The sequence below is a fragment of the Flammeovirga agarivorans genome, from assembly GCF_012641475.1.
GTDB classification, from domain to species: Bacteria; Bacteroidota; Bacteroidia; order Cytophagales; family Flammeovirgaceae; genus Flammeovirga; species Flammeovirga agarivorans.
The window spans coordinates 164,355-181,794 of record NZ_JABAIL010000006.1 but is presented as its reverse complement, the minus strand read 5'-3'; the positions used below and the strand labels follow the sequence as shown (position 1 = coordinate 181,794).

Sequence of the window (17,440 nt, the reverse complement as noted above, 5' to 3'; positions counted from 1 at the left end):
TAATACTTATCAATCTGACTTGTTATCAAATGTGATCGCCACATCAATACTTCAAATTTATCGGATCTAAAGAAGAGGACTTGGAAATTATAATTTGAAATAGAGGGGTCATAATTACACTTCAAAGAATAGAGTCCTGATTTTGCAAAATATTTCATCAAAATGAATTTTTCACCCCCTAACAATATCCACTTTTATGTTTGTTGCCCAAAAAGGGCTGCGTACGGGTTACTATTATACCTTAACCCGCTCTATTCAATGCAATGGCCGTATTTTTGTAATTATCAAGGAAAATTATTTTCGCATTTAAAGGGGGTATTTTAATTTTTCCCCCAACAGAGTAGCTATTGACGGATTATTTTTGTGTAATTTGTACACGAATTTTTTGGACTAGTCGAAGAGACTTAAAAGACTTTTATGAAATTGAATTATTACTTGATTACACAATAACATGGAATTACTATCTCTAAAAACCAAAGCACTACTCCGTATCTTTCTGTTTGTAGTAGGTGCTTGTTTACAAGGAACTATTTCATATGCTATTAACAAGGATATTGTATTCTCTCATTACACAACCAAACAAGGTCTGTCGCAAAATGATGTGAACTGTATCTTTCAAGATAAGTCTGGGTTAATGTGGATTGGCACTAACGATGGCTTTAGCAGGTTTGATGGATATGAGTTTAAAAACTATAGAATGGACACCCATGGTCTACCATCAAATTTGATCAATTCAATTTGTGAGGACAACTATGGTAACCTATGGATAGGTTCTACCGATGCTGGCCTTTTTAGGTTTAACTTGGAAACAGAAAAGTTTTCATTCTTTGCCAATACAAAGACATCGCCGAAACTAATCACTCATAATAATATCACCAATCTAGTAAAAGACCCAAGTGGTAACTTATGGTTTGGTAATTCAAAAGGTCTAAATAAAGTTCTTCATCAACATATTAATGATGAAAAGATTGTCGTCGAAAAATTCTATCATAACCCACATAATCATGAAAGCATTTTATCCAATTATATCACTAACCTATTTGTAGACCATTATGGCAACTTATGGGTTGGCAGTAAAAGAGGGATTCAACTCTTAATTAACCCCGACGAGAAAGGACAATACAGTATATTCAAACGATTCAATAAGTCTGAAGAAAATAGTGTACTCTCTGTTATCGAAGGTCAAAACTGTTTATTGGTCTCTTATTTTGATGGTATTTACCAGCTAAAAGTAAAAGGAATTGGTGATAGTAAAGGAGAGTTCAAGAAAGTAAGTGATATTAAATCAGAATGTCTGCTAAGTGATGATAACGGAATCATTTGGGCAGGAACAAGCGATGGTTTATATCAATTGAAATTTGATGACATGCGTAACTCTTTGGATGTTATCGGCTATCAAAACAGCCATAATAACCAATTTGTCAATTCTAATATCATCACTGCGCTGTACAAAGATCAGTTAGGTGTAATTTGGATTGGCACAAACGGTAGTGGTATCAATAAGTATAACCCAAGAAGAAAGAAATTTAGACATATCAAAAAAGGAGAACGCAGCTCTGACCTAACCTACAATAAAATTAGAGGTGTATACCAAGATGAATTCGATAGAATTTGGATCGGTACTGAAGGTGCAGGCATTAACGTTATTGATAATAATGAAATTAAGGAAATTAATGTTGCTCCCAATAAGAAATCACAAAATGTAGTTTACGCCATTGATCAATTCCAAGATCAATTAATTTTTGGTATCGGCTATCCCTTAAAAACACTTGCCATTGATATCAAGGAGGCACTTCAACTGAATGTCAAATCTTCAAAATATGTATTGCACCCAGATACTCACAGTAATTCGACGTTTGATGTGCAAAATGATGGAGACTCAATTCTTTGGTTAGCCACATATGGTGGAGGCTTGATCAGAGGTCATTTAGAAGGAAAAAAAATGGTTTGGTCTTATCCTGAAATATTAGACAATGATGACGATCGAATTGAAATTATCAGAAGTCTAATGATAGACAGTCATGGTAACTTATGGGTAGGTACAAACCAAGGAGTTGTCTTTGTTTCTAGAGAAGAAAAAAATAAAGAAAAACCTCGTTTTCAGGTGATTCAACACATCGACGATGATAACAGTAGCTTAAGTTATAACTATGTTCTTCCTATTTTCGAAGCTTCCAACGGACAGATTTGGATTGGAACTATGGGTGGTGGTTTGAATATCTATGAACCAAAAAAATCTGATATTCAACATATTACTTTTAGCAAGCTCTCCACTAATGACGGTTTACCGAGTAATGTTATCAAATCTATTTTAGAAGATGATTATGGTAATCTATGGGTAGCGAGTAATAAAGGGTTAAGTAAAATAAACTTAGAAAACAGAAGCATTAAAAACTTCGATGTTACAGACGGTTTGCAAGATGATGAATTTGGTGAATTATCTGCCTTTAAACTAAACAATGGAGAACTGCTTTTTGGTGGGGTGAATGGTATTAATATCTTCAAACCTCATGAAATTATAGATGACAATACAATTGCCAATGTGATCTTTACACAATTGAAGGTACTCAATAAAGAGATCCATACTTACGATGAGTTTGACGGGAACCTGATCCTTAAAGCGGCATTACAAAACACTAAAGCCATTGAGCTTCACCACGATCAGAATAGTTTTTCGGTAAAATTTGCATCCTTACATTATGGAGCTTCAGAAAACAATCATTACAAGTACAAATTGGTTGGTTTTGACGACAATTGGATTGTAGCAGATGTAGAGCAAAGAGAAGCAAAATATACCAACCTTTCTCCAGGAGAATATACTTTGCTAGTAAAAGCATCGAATGCGGACAATATCTGGAATCCTAACCCTATAGAGCTGAAAGTAACTGTACTTCCTCCTTGGTGGATGAGCTGGTGGGCAAAAATTATCTACTTCGGTATCCTAGTTGCAGCGATTTTCTTCTTCTCTCGTTACTCAATTATTACAGCGAGAAAAAAGAGTCAACTAGAAATGGAGAAGTTTGAGAGAGAAAAACTAGAAGACTTAAGTCAGTTGAAACTTCAGTTTTTTACCAACATCTCTCATGAGTTAAGAACTCCCCTAACATTGATCCACACTCCTATTGAGCAGCTTATCAAAAAAGGAAGTTTGCTCTCTGCGAGTGAGAGAGAAAAGAGCTATCAGTTAATTTTTAAGAATGTAGAACACTTGATGCGCTTAGTCAATCAATTGTTAGACTTTAGAAAAGTAGAACAAGGACAGATGAAGTTACAGTTGTCGAGAGGAAACTGGTCTACCTTTATCGAACAAGTATATTATTCTTTTAAAGAATTTGCTGAACATGAAAATATCGCTTTCGTTATTGAAAGACCAGAAAACGATATTCATGGATTTATGGATCATGATAAGTTGGAAAAGATCTTATATAACTTATTATCCAATGCATTTAAATTCACATATAATGGTGAAATTAAATTATCCATCACTCAAAAAGACAATAAAGCCGTTATTCAATTAAAGGATACTGGTATTGGTATTTCAGCAGAAAAATTAGATTATCTATTCAATCGCTTTTACCAAGTTTCTAACCTTAAAACAGCAAAAAATAGAGGTACAGGTATTGGATTGGCCTTTACAAAAAGTCTTGTGGATCTTCATCATGGTACTATTAATGTGGAAAGCACTGTGAATATTGGCACCACTTTCACTTTAGAATTCCCATTGGAAAGAGATGCATTTTCTCCTGAAGAAATTGTTGATCTTGCCCCTGTTGCTACCAATGAAGAAGAGCAAAACGCTCAGGAAGAAGATGAATTGGATGTATCGGCAAAACAAAAAATCTTGGTTATTGATGACAACCACTCCATTAGAGATCTATTAAAAGGATTACTGGAAGATGACTATGAAGTCTATACTGCCGAAGATGGCCAAAAAGGTTTACAAAAAGCCAAAGAAGTGATGCCTAATTTGGTCCTTTCTGATATCATGATGCCTATTATGGATGGTTATGAGCTAACAAAAAGCATTAGAGATGATGACCAATTATGTCATTTACCTATCATTTTACTAACAGCGAAAAACTCGGAAGATAGTAAATTGAAAGGGTATGAATATGGAGTAGACGCTTACGTCACAAAACCATTTAACTCTGACGTTCTTTTAGCAAGAATCCATGCTTTGATAGAAAACAGAAAGAATCAACAGAAAAAATTCAGAACTAAAGTAGATGTCACTCCTAGTGAAATCACTTTTACCTCTATTGATGAGAAGTTCTTAAAGAAACTTGTAAGTATTGTCGAAGAAAATATCTCGGATTCAGAATTCACAGTAGATAAGTTAGCGACAGAGTATGGTGCTACACCAATTCGCCTAAATCAGAAGCTAAAAGCATTAACTGGGCAAACAGCAAAAGGGTTTATTAGAAATATCCGATTGAAAAGAGCCGCTCAGATGTTAAAATTAGGACGATACAGCGTCAGTGATGTCACTTATGAAGTGGGATTCAATGATTTAAAATACTTTAGAAATTGCTTCAAGAAAGAATTTGGCATCCCTCCTTCAACGTATTTGAAAGAAGCAAGTGAGGAAAATAATTCTATTTCTATGGAAAATATTGAATTGCAAGACTAATATTTTGGAGTAGTCTACTTATATTTATAGATGAGTAGATTACTCTATTTTTTAAACTTTTTAAGCTATAATATGTATCAATTCTCTACAATTATAATTTAACTACATCCTTTTTCTATTAAAATTTCATCTGATCAAACTCTTTACACCGGCGGGGGTTAATTTTTTAGCCAATCAAAATATTTTATACCTCTTTCTATAATTTTTTTCCCCCCTAATTTATAATAGTTTTTTCAACACTTAATAGAAATTAACATTCTAGTTTTGAAACATCAATGATGAATGAATTGAATTTTTAACAAACTTAGTATGTAAAGTATGAGTTTTTATTCTACAAAAACAACGCTATTAAAATGCTTGGGGATACTGTCCCTTTTAGTATTGTTTTCATCTTTCAATCTATATGCCCAAGACTTAATAATCAGAGGTAATATTGTAGATGAAGAGAAGACACCATTAATTGGTGCTTACGTAATCGTAAAAGGTACTACTATAGGTACCGTTACAGATTTGAATGGTAATTTTGAATTGAAAGCACCAAATAAAGAATCTACAATTGTAGTATCATCAATTGGCTATCAAACATTAGAGTTAGCTATCGGTGAAAGAACTACATTCAACATCGTTCTTCCTTTCGATACGGAAGCATTGGATGAAGTTGTCGTAATTGGTTACGGTGAACAAGAAAAAAGAGAAGTAACTGGTGCCATCACTCAAGTGAAATCTGAAGATCTAGACAAATTGGCTACTTCAGATATTGGTACTGCATTACAAGGTCAAATGGCCGGTGTAAGTGTTAGAGCTGCTTCAGGTTCTCCTGGTGCTAACTCAACAATTACAATTAGAGGTGTAACCTCATTCCAAGATGGTGGTTCAGAACCTTTATATGTTGTGGACGGTGTAACGTATACTACCAATCCCAACATCTCCCCTCAGGAAATCGAATCTATTGAAGTATTAAAAGATGGTGCTTCTGCTGCGATTTATGGATCAAGAGCATCTGCCGGTGTTATCTTAATCACGACAAAACGTGGTGAGAAAGGTTCGCTTAAAGTGAATTTTGATTCTTACTATGGTGTTCAAAAAATTACTTCAGGTATTCCTTTAGCAAATACAGTGGAGTCGTTATACATTAACAAGATCACCAACTTAGGTAAAGAGTCTGGTATTTTCAACCCACTAGAGCAAGCTCCAAACGGTTTATATTATAACACAGACTGGTTAAAAGAGCTACAACAAGATAATGCTCCGATACAAAACTACAGTTTAAGACTTTCAGGTGGTTCTGAGTACTTAACATATAACATTACAGGTACTATCTTCGATCAGCAAGGGGTACTTATTGGTTCTGCTTATGGTAGACAAACTTTAAGAGCAAACACTACATTCAAGAAAAATAAATTTAAGTTCCAAGTAAACATGGGCTTAAACAATAGCCAAAAAGACAACGAACCATGGGCATTACAATATGATGCTATTAAGCAAGCTCCTTACCGTCAAGGTATTTCAGCGGGTGGTTCTGATTATGTTGTTCCTGGTGCCAACCCAGAAAATATGGGTCAGTTTATTGGTAAGTTAAACGAGGTAAATGAAACAAGAACAAATGGTTATAATGGTAATGCAATCTTATCTTATGAATTTTTCAGTGGATTTAAATTGAATGCCAACATTGGTGGATCTGTATCAAGAAATGAAAATAAATGGTTTAAGCCTACTTACTCTATTTATGATCAAAATGGTGAGTATATTTTAAATGCTTCTAACCCAATTTCTGAATTGAAATATACGGACTATGAATACACAAGAACAATTCAGGAATATACTGCCACTTACAATAAGAAATTTGGTAAGCATAAAGTTGGTGTAGTAGCTGGTGTGACTTTCGAATCAGCTCAGGCTAGTAAAATCTTTATCCATGGTGCGGACTTCCCAAGCAACGATGCTCAATCTATGGGTGCTGCCAACGAGTTTAGAGCTTCTGATGAACGTTATTCGAAATCGAAAAATATCGGTATGTTAGGTAGAGTTCAATACAACTATGATAACAGATATTTATTTAGTGCATCAATAAGAAGAGATGGATCATCAAGATTCCATTCTGATAACAACCACAACTGGGGTTTATTCCCATCAGTTTCTGCAGGTTGGAATATTTCAGAAGAAAAATTCTGGGAGCCTATCAAAAAGACAGTATCGAATTTTAAAATTCGATATGGTTATGGTGAAACAGGTAGTGATAAAGCGGGTCAAGGTTTACAGAACTTAATGGCTGACCTACCTTACCAATCGATCATCACACCACAGGTAGATTATACTTTAGGTAAAGAAGGTAGTGATAATTTATACTACGGTTCCACTGCTCCTACTTTCGTTGATCGTAATATCAAATGGGAAACGAACGTATCACAAAACATTGGTATCGACACTGAATTTTTGGAAGGTAGAATTACTTTCTCAGCAGATATCTACAGAGCAGAAAAAAGAGACATGCTTTTAGCTGTGAAGATTCCTCCATCAACTGGTGCTACTTCGGCCAACAACTACGATTTAGTATGGCAAAATGTAGGTAACCTTTCTAATGAAGGTATTGAATTAGCATTAGGTTATAACAACCACATTGGTGATGTACACTTCCAAGTGAATGGTACTTTCACTAAAAACAACAACAAAGTAATTGCACTAGCTCCTTCAGTAGAATCAGTTTCAGGTGGTGAGCCAATCATGGTAAGAGGTAGTGAACCTACTACATTCTTAAAGCCAGGATATACTGCGGGGTCATTTTTCCTAATTCCAACAGAAGGAACGATCAAAACTGAAGAAGAATTGAAAGCATATCAAGAGCTTGTTCCTTCAGCAAGATTAGGAGACCTTAAGTATGTTGATACGGATAATAGCGGCGATATTAACCAGGATGATAGACAATATATGGGTAGCGGTACACCTCAATGGGAAGCAGGTTTAAGCCTTAATGTAAGCTATAAAGGTGTTGACTTAGGTATTCAATTATTTGGAGCATATGGATCAAAAGTATTCAATGGATCTAGAGCTTATTCTTACTTAGTGAAGAGAAACAAAGAATTGACAAATGCTTGGCAACCATCTAACCCGACTTCAGAGATTCCTACACCAAGAGACGAAATTGAGCATTTCAATACAAGAACATTCTCAGACTATTTCTTGGAAGACGGTTCTTACTTAAGAATCCAGAATATCTCATTGGGTTATACATTCCCTAAGAAATGGATGGAAAGAATTAAAGTTGGTAGTTTAAGAGTATATGGTAGTGCTCAAAACCCATTCACTTTCACTAACTACAACGGTTTTGATCCAGAAGTGGGTTCACAAAACATATTCTTAAGAGGTGTGGATAGAGGTAATTATCCTATCTCAGCAATCTATAGAGGTGGTCTTTCATTACAATTCTAAAAGAGTAGTTGAAATTATGAAATATATATCAAAAATAGTTCTTGGGTTTTTCTTCACCGCTACATTATTTAGTTGTAGTGATTACTTCGATGTAGATAACCCAAACACAATTACAGAAGATTCTTTCTGGCAAAATGGAGAGGATGCATTTAAAGGTTTAATGGCTTCTTACAGTGCCTTACAACACTCTGGTTCTATGGGAGGTACATCTACTACTAACCTTCCTGTAAGATCAGATACAGGAAGACCCAACAACTGGAATGCTGGAGCACAAGCTTTACAAAAATTATCTTTCAATGATAATACAAATGTAGTAAAGGAAAAGTGGTCAGATTTATATACTGGTATTCTAAGAACCAATCAGGTGATCAATAATGTCCCTGATATTGAGATGGACGAAGAAGAAAAAACACTTTTCATTGCTGAAGCTAGATTCTTGAGAGGTTTATATTATTACTGGTTATTCAGTACGTATAACCATGGTAATATCATTGTTCACTTAACTGTTCCGAACTCAAAAGAAGATTTTGCTAAACCACTTTCAGACAGAGAAGAAGTTTTAGCGATCATTATTGAAGACTTGAAGTTTGCTCAAGAAAACCTTCCTGAAACTTGGGAAGACAATATGTTAGGTAGAGCAACTTGGGGAGCTGCCACTTCGGTGTTAGGTCAAGTATATATCAACGAACATGAATACCAACTTGCTCATGATGAGTTCAAGAAAGTAGTAGATAGAACAGATTTATACCAACTAACTCCTGAGATTTCTTGGAACTTTGATATTGAGCATGAATTCAACTCAGAATCTATCTTTGAAGTCGTTTTCTCTGCAGTACAAAAAGCAGGTTCTTCAGGATATGTAGATGATGGTCCAACAGGTTCTGAAGGAACAACAAGAGCAAGAACATTAGCTCCAGGTCCTGCAGGTGGATGGAGAATTGTAATGCCATCTTATTGGATGACTATGCAATTTAGAGAAGAAGAAATGGATCCTAATGATAGCAGAAACGAAGGTAGAGCATTCTCTCTAAGAGCAGAAGCATCTATTGCTATGGCAGATGATGGTACTACCTTCTATCAAAAAGAAGTAGCTACTGCAGGTTTTAATAACAACGAAGCTTCTTACTTAAGAAAATACCAAAACCACTGGAATGATAATGATGGTTTAGGTCAAATTGCCAACTCGGGTATTAATGAGAGAGTAATTCGTTTAGCAGATGTGTACTTATTATATGCTGAATGTTTATTACAATTAAACGGAGATGCAGGTGTAAATGAGTCTGTTCGTTTAATCAACTTAATTCGTGCTCGTTCAGGAGTTGTTCAGTTAGACCCGATTGAGTATAGTTCTCGTTCGTTAATGGAACATATCATGTGGACTGAAAGACCATTAGAATTAATGTTCGAAGGACATGATACTCGTTGGGTAGATTTAAGAAGATGGGATAAAATCCAAGAACAATATGACCGTTTGTCTGATTTGGAATTTATTATTGAAGAGAAAGTTTTACGTTATGCCACATTCGATGATTTGGGTGTAACTACTTTAAAGGAGTATGGAGAAGGCTCAGATGCTTATACTCCAGATACTCATAATTATTTCCCTATCCCAGTTGATGAGACCTTGACCAATCCAAATATTGGTGAAAGTAGTAGCAACTAATTTTTTGGAGAGATCTAAACTAATTGAGAAATGAAATCATATAAAAATATATTTTTAAGCATTCTAGCAGGCTTTTCGATAGTAACAGCCTGTAACCAAGAAGATGATGTGATTCCTTATGGTGACTTTACTGACATTGCTGTTTTCTCCCCTGCTTCTGGGGGAGTAACAGTACAAGTAGAAGGCACAGCATCTTTTGCAGATGGTTCTAGAGGAACAACTTCTAGGTTATGGACTGTCCCTAACCCTTCGTACTTTATCAATAACGATACTTCTGAATTAACAGAAGACATTGCACATATTCGCTTTATGGAAGTTGGTCGAATTCCTGTCAACTTACATTTAGAATTTGCAGATAGTACATTGAACTACGACTCTACTTTAATGGTAACTGTTTTAGATTCTATCACAGCAGACATTTCAGTAGAAAATATTCAAGGTAATTTCACTGAGCAAGACGGAAAATTGGTTATCGAAGCTGGTTCTATTGTAACATTAAAAGATACCAGTTCTGGAAATCCTGATACTTATGAGTGGATCTTAGAAGGTTTTGAAGACGAAGCATATACGTCAAAATCTATTGACCTTCTTTATAAGAAATTGGGTGTATTTGATGTACAATTAGTTTCTTCTAGAGTGAAGCCTTACGGCCGCCCAGATACATTACTTCTTACTGATTTTATTGAAGTAATTCCTTCAACTCTTCCAATTGTTGTGACAGAAGTAAGTGAAACTGATATGGGTGTAATTCAACTACAGTTCAGTAGAGACTTAGATGTTTTCAGTAACGAAATTGGGAACTTTACTGTAATGATTGATGAAACTACTCCAGCTACTATTCAAGGTTTAGCGTTGAATAGTGATGATGCAAGTATCTTAGAAATTACAGTTGAAGAAGATATTTTAAATTCTCAGACAGCAACCGTTTCATACAATGCAGACAATGGTGCATTAAGATCGTCTGACTTTGTGGATGTTGAAACATTCACAGATTTAGCTATCGATATCTTTGCTGTTGAGGTATTTACGACAAACAATGACTTTGAATCTGGTGAATTATCTCCATTTGGTGCTCCATTTGTTGAAAATGCAGGTGCAGGAGGTACAGGCAGTGCAGCCATTTTAACAGGATCTGCTGCTAGTGGCGAACATTCATTGGGTATTACAATGGGAGAAAGTACAAGAATGTCATTCGCAATGGTCGACGGCTTCTTCCCTGTTGAAAAGGACAAAGTATACGCATTCGAATTCTGGATCAAAGTAGATGAGAATCCATCGAATTTTGAAATGACGGTAAGATTTATGCCATCTGATGGATGGAATGATGGTTACAAACAATGGTTTGGTAGCTGCTGTACAAATCAGTTAAAAACTGAAAACAACGGTACATGGCAAAAAATCACAATGTTAACTGATAAAAATCCTCCTGCAGATTGGGAGGCAACAAAAATACACTTCCAATTATTTAGTGGAGCTGGTGGTCAAAGTAAAATTGAAATCGATAATATGAGATTCTATGAATATGAGGTAGGACCGACCGAGTAATCAGTGAGTACAAAACTTTGAACCATGTTCTTCTAAAAGAAGAAAACACAGGGCATTCTTTATTGAGTGTCCTGTTTTATACTTTTATATAGGTATAGAAAAAATAGGCAATTAAATAGGTATAAGGGCAATTTTTTAAATAATTACCCCCCTATTTTCAATAATATTATACCCACATCGCCTTAGATCAATAGACTATATTTGAACTAAACGAATTATTACTAATAAGCAGTCAGTATGAAAAAAATCTATCACTCTTTAAGTAAGGTTTTGGCTTGTGTTTCAGTATTGGTATACGCGCAAGAAACAACAGCACAAACTGCAGTATCTATTGACTTTCAAACTCAAAGGTATCTTGATGAGGTGTCAGAATTAGACCGATCAAAATTTTTTAATATACACATGTCGGCAGGTAAAGATTACTCTGACCAAGACATGGAAGATCTACAAGAATGGGATGTAAAAATGGGGCGTTCTTTTTGGGGAGCCTTTGGTAGATATAATGACTATATCTCCTCTAACCAAGTATTCCCTACTGAGGATAAGATCATGTCGGATGGACAGAAGAATATTATCAGTACAAAAGAACAGCCTTTCTATAAACATATTACAAGACAACTTGTGGTTACCGATCACCCAAGTTCTATGATTCATATGGATTTAGATACTGAAGAGGCTGGAAAATTTGCCGCGAAGTATTTTAAATACAATTATGAAGACGAGTTAAGACCGTTGTATTACGAGCCAGTAAATGAACCTTTTGTACATGCAAAAGAATTTATGGGCGACTCTTATAAAGAGAGTGAAGTAAGAAGAAAAACAGCCGAATATTTTAAAGAAATCGGTAAGGCATTTGATGAAGAAGGTTTAAATACTTTTGTTGTCGGTTACTCTTCTGCTTGGCCGTCTATGGAACTTTGGGACTTTGGACATTGGGAATCTAGAATGAAGATGTTCATGGATGTTGCCGGAGATTATATGGATGGGTTCTCTACTCACCTTTATGACGGTATCAACGTAACAGGACAAGACACAGAAAGATCAGGTAGTAATGCTGATGCCATTTTGGACCTTATCGAAACATATAGTTATATCAAGTGGGGCATGATTAAACCACATGCTATTACTGAATATGGTGGTATTTCTGAAGGTTATGGTAATACTTATACTGATGTAGAAAGTATTCAGACTGTTCGTTCAATCAATCACATCATATTTGGTTTGATGGATAGAGAGGACCGTTTAATGATCTCAATTCCATTTATTACAGGTAAATCTCCATGGTATTATGAGGCCAATGATTACGAGCCTTACGGTGCGAACCTTTGGAGACCTGTAAAAAGTTCTGTAGAGAATGGTGTGATTAAAGAATATTCATTTACAGAAAAAGTGATGTTCTATGACCTTTGGAAAAATGTTCAAGGTAAAAGGGTACGTTGTTCATCTAGCAATCCAGATGTTTTTGTACAAGCATTTGTGCATGAAGACAAAGCCTATATCTGTTTAAATAATATTGCTACTGATAATCAAGATGTAGCGTTACAGTTTTTATCTTCTGTGGGTGATATCGAAAACATCAACAAGAGAAGTTTAAAAATCTACCAAAACGAGAAAGCTATTTATGAGGATGTGGATATAGACAAAGTACCTGAATCAGTGACTTTAGAACCACATGAAACAGTTGTGCTTACTTACGACTTAGACAAAGCGGTTACGTTCAACAAAAAGGCAGTACGTAAAGAATACTACTCGAAAACGTACATGCAACCTATTGAAAATGGAGAGAAACTAACTTTCGATTTCAATGATGTTGAAGTTAATGCTCCAAATGGTGAAGCTCGTTTAAGAATGGCCATCGGTAGAATTCATAACCTTACAAAAAAGCCAAAAATTAAACTTAACGGTACAGAGGTAAATGTATTATCTAATTGGAAAGGGTACGACCAAGCCAACAGAGATGATTTCTTTGGAGTTATTGAAGTGCCTGTACCTCACCAATTGCTAAAAGCGAGCAATACTGTTGAAATCAGTTTCCCTGATGATGGAGGTACTGTAAGTTCAGTAGTACTTTTCGTCAATAATATTTATGATGTAAAAGGACGTTTGCCATTTAATGGACAAGCCTTTTCACTTCCTCAAAAAGTAGAAGCAGAAGACTTTGATTTCGGTGGGCAAGGCATCGCATACAATACCGCGAAAAATGAAAATACTCTTGGTTTTTATCGTCTAAATGAAGGGGTGAATATTGATAAGAATGATGATGCTTTTGAAATCAATTTACAAGATGGAGAATGGACATCATATAGTATCGATGTACCTGAATCTGCTTCATATACATTAAAATTGAATACATCTTCGAATACTGAAGAATCTAAGATCACTCTTGCTGTTGATAATGAAAACTTAGGAGAGCCTATCACTATCACCAACAGTGATAATATGGAGAAGGAAATCCAAGTGGAACTACCAAAAGGAAGTTACCCATTACATTTATCGGCCAATGGTGATGTTAAAGTCGATTATTTAGAGTTTTCTAATGCTCAAACTTTATCAGATGCCATCACTTTTACTTCTAGTAACTCTGAAATTAAGATGGGTGAAACAAATACTTTTGAAGTAGAATATACGGCAGCAAATGCCAGAGATATTGTATTAGAATTATGGGGAGATGCCTTCTTATTAGGACAATCAAGAGTAACTGTAGAAGCGGGTACTGGTAATGCAGATATCCCATTGGATGTCTATGCAGAACCTTTAAACTATTCCAATGTTGAGTTGGTCGCTAGAGTAGTTCAAGTAAATAGTAATAGCCTAAATAGTTTTGCTGAGGAAGTATATACTGAGTTCGACTTCAACCCAGTTTTATCTGTCGAGAATGGATTGGCTGATGAAGAATTAATCACAGTATTCCCTAATCCATTAAGACAAAACCAAAGCTTAGGTATCAGAGGAGAGAGCAAAATTTATCAAGTAGAAGTGATCAATATGCATGGTCAGGTATTGGATACTTTTGAGTTCTCACAACCTTTAAAACAAGTAAATCTCTCAATAAAAGGACATTACCAACAAGGTATCTACTTAGTGAAAATATATGGTGAGCAAGGAAGTTACACAAAAAAGATAATGATCCAATAAATAAACGGTTAAATCAAAAATGAAACTAATAAAATCAATTAAAGGGATGCTAATTTTCGTTAGCATCCTTTTAACTAACGGGCTTATTGCACAAACAACTACACAACTACAAAAAGCAAGAGTTAAGTTAGATATTAACGAACAATGGACCTTCTATAGAGGTGAATTAAATGAACAAGAGGTAACGTCTACTACTTTTGATGACTCAAAATGGGAAGTAGTAAATGTACCACACAGTATGAAATTATCTTCCAATGAGCTCGATAATTCTACAGATACTTCTTACCAACGCACTTTCCATCGCTATATTGGGTGGTACAGAAAAGAACTAAAAGTACAAGCGAATGCTAGCCAAAAAGTATACCTTGAATTTGAAGGTGCACATCAACATACAAAACTTTGGGTGAATGGTAAATATGTAGGAGAAGATATGGTAAGTGGCTTCACTCCTTTTCATTTCGATGTGACTGATTTTTTCCATAAAGACGGCAAAGCAAATACTATCGTTTTAAGTGTAGATAACCGCTTAAATCCAAATATTCCTCCTGATGGAGATAGAAGAGATTACATTCTTTATAGTGGTTTATATCGTGATGTATATCTAGTAGTAAAAAACCCTTTGCATCTTACTTTCGATTGGGAAGATAAGTATGCAGGTGTATACATCACAACGCCATCAGTAGCTAAAAACAACGCTACAGTAAGTATTCGCTCTACAGTTAGAAATGAACAAAAATCAGCGGTATCTACAACGGTTGTTCAAAGAATTATTGACCAGGATGGGTATGTAATTGCTAAGATGACTTCAGAAAAAGAAGTTGGCCCTAACACTGAGTATACATTTAATCAGACCGCCGGTATTACTGAAAATTTACACAGCTGGTCTATTGACGACCCTTATTTATATAGAGTACAAACCATCGTTTATCAAAATGATCAAGTAATGGATATGGTGGAAAACCCACTTGGCATCAGAAAGTTTGATTTTATAGATGGCGAAGGTTTCTTATTAAATGGTGAAAATATTGAATTGATTGGTGTCAACAAACATCAGCAATACCCTTTTGTTGGAGATGCAGTAGCCAACAGTTTACACAGAAAAGATGCTGAACAATTTAAAGAGGCAGGGTATAATGTTGTCCGTTTAGCACATTACCCTCATGATAATTCTTTTGTTGAAGCTTGTGATGAATTAGGAATCTTACTGATCGAAGAAGCTCCATCTTGGATTCACTTTGTTGAAGGAGAATGGTTCGACAATCTCGAAGAAGCTACAAGAATTATGATTCGTAACCATAGAAACCACCCTTCGATATTAATGTGGAGTGGCGGATTAAACCATAGAGGTCCAGTAGAAAGGTTACACTATGCATGTAAGGAAGAAGATCCTACGCGTATGACTGGATCCAATGGTGCTCCATGGACAGGCCCTGTTCATTCTGGAATTTGTGATATCTATACTCCTATGGATTACCAAAATACTCCTGTTACAGAAGATGATTTCTCATTCTTATGTGAGCATGGCTCATCAAAGGATGCATTAACGAATCAGTTTGAGGTATCTAAATCGAGAGCTTCTGCCAATCGATTTGGTGTTGCTTTATGGACAGCTCATGATTATTTCTCTTTCCAAAAAGATTGGGGAATGCAACCAAGAAGACCTTTCTCTATTTACAGAGTTCCTAACCCTGTAAACTATTGGTATAAGTCTGAATTAACGAAAACACCAATGGTGTATATTGCAGATGAGAGAGCATCAACGGATACAAAAATTGTTGTATTCAGTAACTGCGATGAAGTAGAGCTATATAATAATGGTCAGTTAGTCGCAAAACAAAAACCCGACAGTGATCCAAACAGAAGCTTCTGTAACTCTCCTTCTTATACATTTACTTTAAATAGCGAGAAAGGTGATTTAAAAGCAAAAGGACTAATTAGAGGTGTAGAAGTAGCCGATTATACCCTAAACAAATATGGTAAAGCTTATCAGCTAAAATTAGAAATTGAAGAACAAAATAAAACGATGGTAGCCAGTGGTTCAGATATGAGAATGGTGAGAGCCTATATCTTAGATAAAGACGGTAACCATGTCATCGGTGATCAATCGTTGGTTTCATTTAAAATTGAGGGTGAAGGAATTTTAGTTGGGGATGCTGAAATTGGTGCCAACCCAAATAAAGCATATTGGGGTACTGCCTCTATTGTATTAAAGTCAACGCTTACGGCAGGAAACTTTAAAATTACAGCTAAAGCAAAAGGATTAAAATCTTCTACTATTGAAGGAAAAACGCTTCCTTACAATAGAGATATCCGTCAGCAGAATATCGCTGAGGTTTATGACTTCCCTATCGTAAAAGTAGATATGGGTGGTGATGATCAATTACTACAATTTGACTGGTACCGTTGGGATGGAACTAACTCTTCTACATTTACACTAAAAGATTATGATAACGCAGAAGTTACTGTATCATCAAAACAAGAAAATCAATGGACAACCGCTTTCGGTTTACTTGGTAACCAACCTTACCTAGCTATGGATGGTGTTATTGTAGATGGCAAAGATGAACTTAGCATCACTTTCAAGAACTTACCAAAAGGTACTTATGATCTTAAAACATATCATCACTCAATAAAGGTTTTAGCAAAAGTAAAAGGAAATGCTATTCTTGAAAAGAAACTCAATACGTATCAAATTAATGTTGAAGACGCATTAGGAAAACGAATTGCAGTTCCTGCGATAGAACCAACAAGTGGCACAAAATTAAGAAACCTTTTCCCAGCCAAAGCAAATTATTCTATCACTTCAGATGGTAAATCAGAAATTAAGGTAATCATTAAAAACTATGCACAGGATATTCCTGTGGTATTAAATGGTTTTGAGATTACCAAGAAGAATAAAACACAAATCACAAAACAAACGTTGTAAATAGTAATCATTTTAATAATTCATTTTCCCTTATAGACCCTTGGTTTATAAGGGATTTTTTGTTTGGTGTAATTCACTGTTTATCAACAGGTAAAAATCGCCTTAAAATCTACCC

The 17,440-nt window shown here is 35.3% G+C and carries 6 protein-coding genes; all 6 read left to right on the top strand.

Annotated features, from left to right (window positions below; translation table 11 throughout):
• Window positions 1–451: 451 nt before the first annotated feature.
• The 6 genes from HGP29_RS19425 to HGP29_RS19400 all read left to right on the top strand — a co-directional run bounded on the left by HGP29_RS19425 (window position 452) and on the right by HGP29_RS19400 (window position 17,325).
• Window positions 452–4,630: a hybrid sensor histidine kinase/response regulator transcription factor gene (locus HGP29_RS19425; RefSeq protein ID WP_168884088.1), complete on the top strand. Its 4,179-nt coding sequence runs from the start codon at window positions 452–454 to the stop codon at window positions 4,628–4,630.
• 318 nt (window positions 4,631–4,948) lie between these two features.
• Window positions 4,949–8,056: a SusC/RagA family TonB-linked outer membrane protein gene (locus HGP29_RS19420; RefSeq protein WP_168884087.1), complete on the top strand. Its 3,108-nt coding sequence runs from the start codon at window positions 4,949–4,951 to the stop codon at window positions 8,054–8,056.
• Between the two features lie 16 nt (window positions 8,057–8,072).
• Complete coding sequence (locus HGP29_RS19415) at window positions 8,073–9,719, top strand: RagB/SusD family nutrient uptake outer membrane protein (RefSeq protein ID WP_168884086.1); 1,647 nt, start codon at window positions 8,073–8,075, stop codon at window positions 9,717–9,719.
• A 30-nt stretch (window positions 9,720–9,749) separates the two neighbouring features.
• Window positions 9,750–11,264 carry a carbohydrate binding domain-containing protein gene (locus HGP29_RS19410; RefSeq protein ID WP_168884085.1) on the top strand — a complete coding sequence of 505 codons (1,515 nt, stop codon included), beginning with the start codon at window positions 9,750–9,752 and terminating at the stop codon, window positions 11,262–11,264.
• 237 nt (window positions 11,265–11,501) lie between these two features.
• Complete coding sequence (locus tag HGP29_RS19405) at window positions 11,502–14,399, top strand: T9SS type A sorting domain-containing protein (protein WP_168884084.1); 2,898 nt, start codon at window positions 11,502–11,504, stop codon at window positions 14,397–14,399.
• Window positions 14,400–14,418: 19 nt separating this feature from the next.
• The gene (locus tag HGP29_RS19400; RefSeq protein WP_168884083.1) at window positions 14,419–17,325 is read left to right on the top strand and encodes a glycoside hydrolase family 2 TIM barrel-domain containing protein; all 2,907 of its coding nucleotides are present in this window, start codon (window positions 14,419–14,421) and stop codon (window positions 17,323–17,325) included.
• Window positions 17,326–17,440 lie beyond the last annotated feature (115 nt).

Coding starts and splice junctions, on each gene's coding strand:
- HGP29_RS19425 (WP_168884088.1), top strand. CDS start 452: ATGGAATTACTATCTCTAAAAACCAAAGCACTACTCCGTATCTTTCTG.
- HGP29_RS19420 (WP_168884087.1), top strand. CDS start 4,949: ATGAGTTTTTATTCTACAAAAACAACGCTATTAAAATGCTTGGGGATA.
- HGP29_RS19415 (WP_168884086.1), top strand. CDS start 8,073: ATGAAATATATATCAAAAATAGTTCTTGGGTTTTTCTTCACCGCTACA.
- HGP29_RS19410 (WP_168884085.1), top strand. CDS start 9,750: ATGAAATCATATAAAAATATATTTTTAAGCATTCTAGCAGGCTTTTCG.
- HGP29_RS19405 (WP_168884084.1), top strand. CDS start 11,502: ATGAAAAAAATCTATCACTCTTTAAGTAAGGTTTTGGCTTGTGTTTCA.
- HGP29_RS19400 (WP_168884083.1), top strand. CDS start 14,419: ATGAAACTAATAAAATCAATTAAAGGGATGCTAATTTTCGTTAGCATC.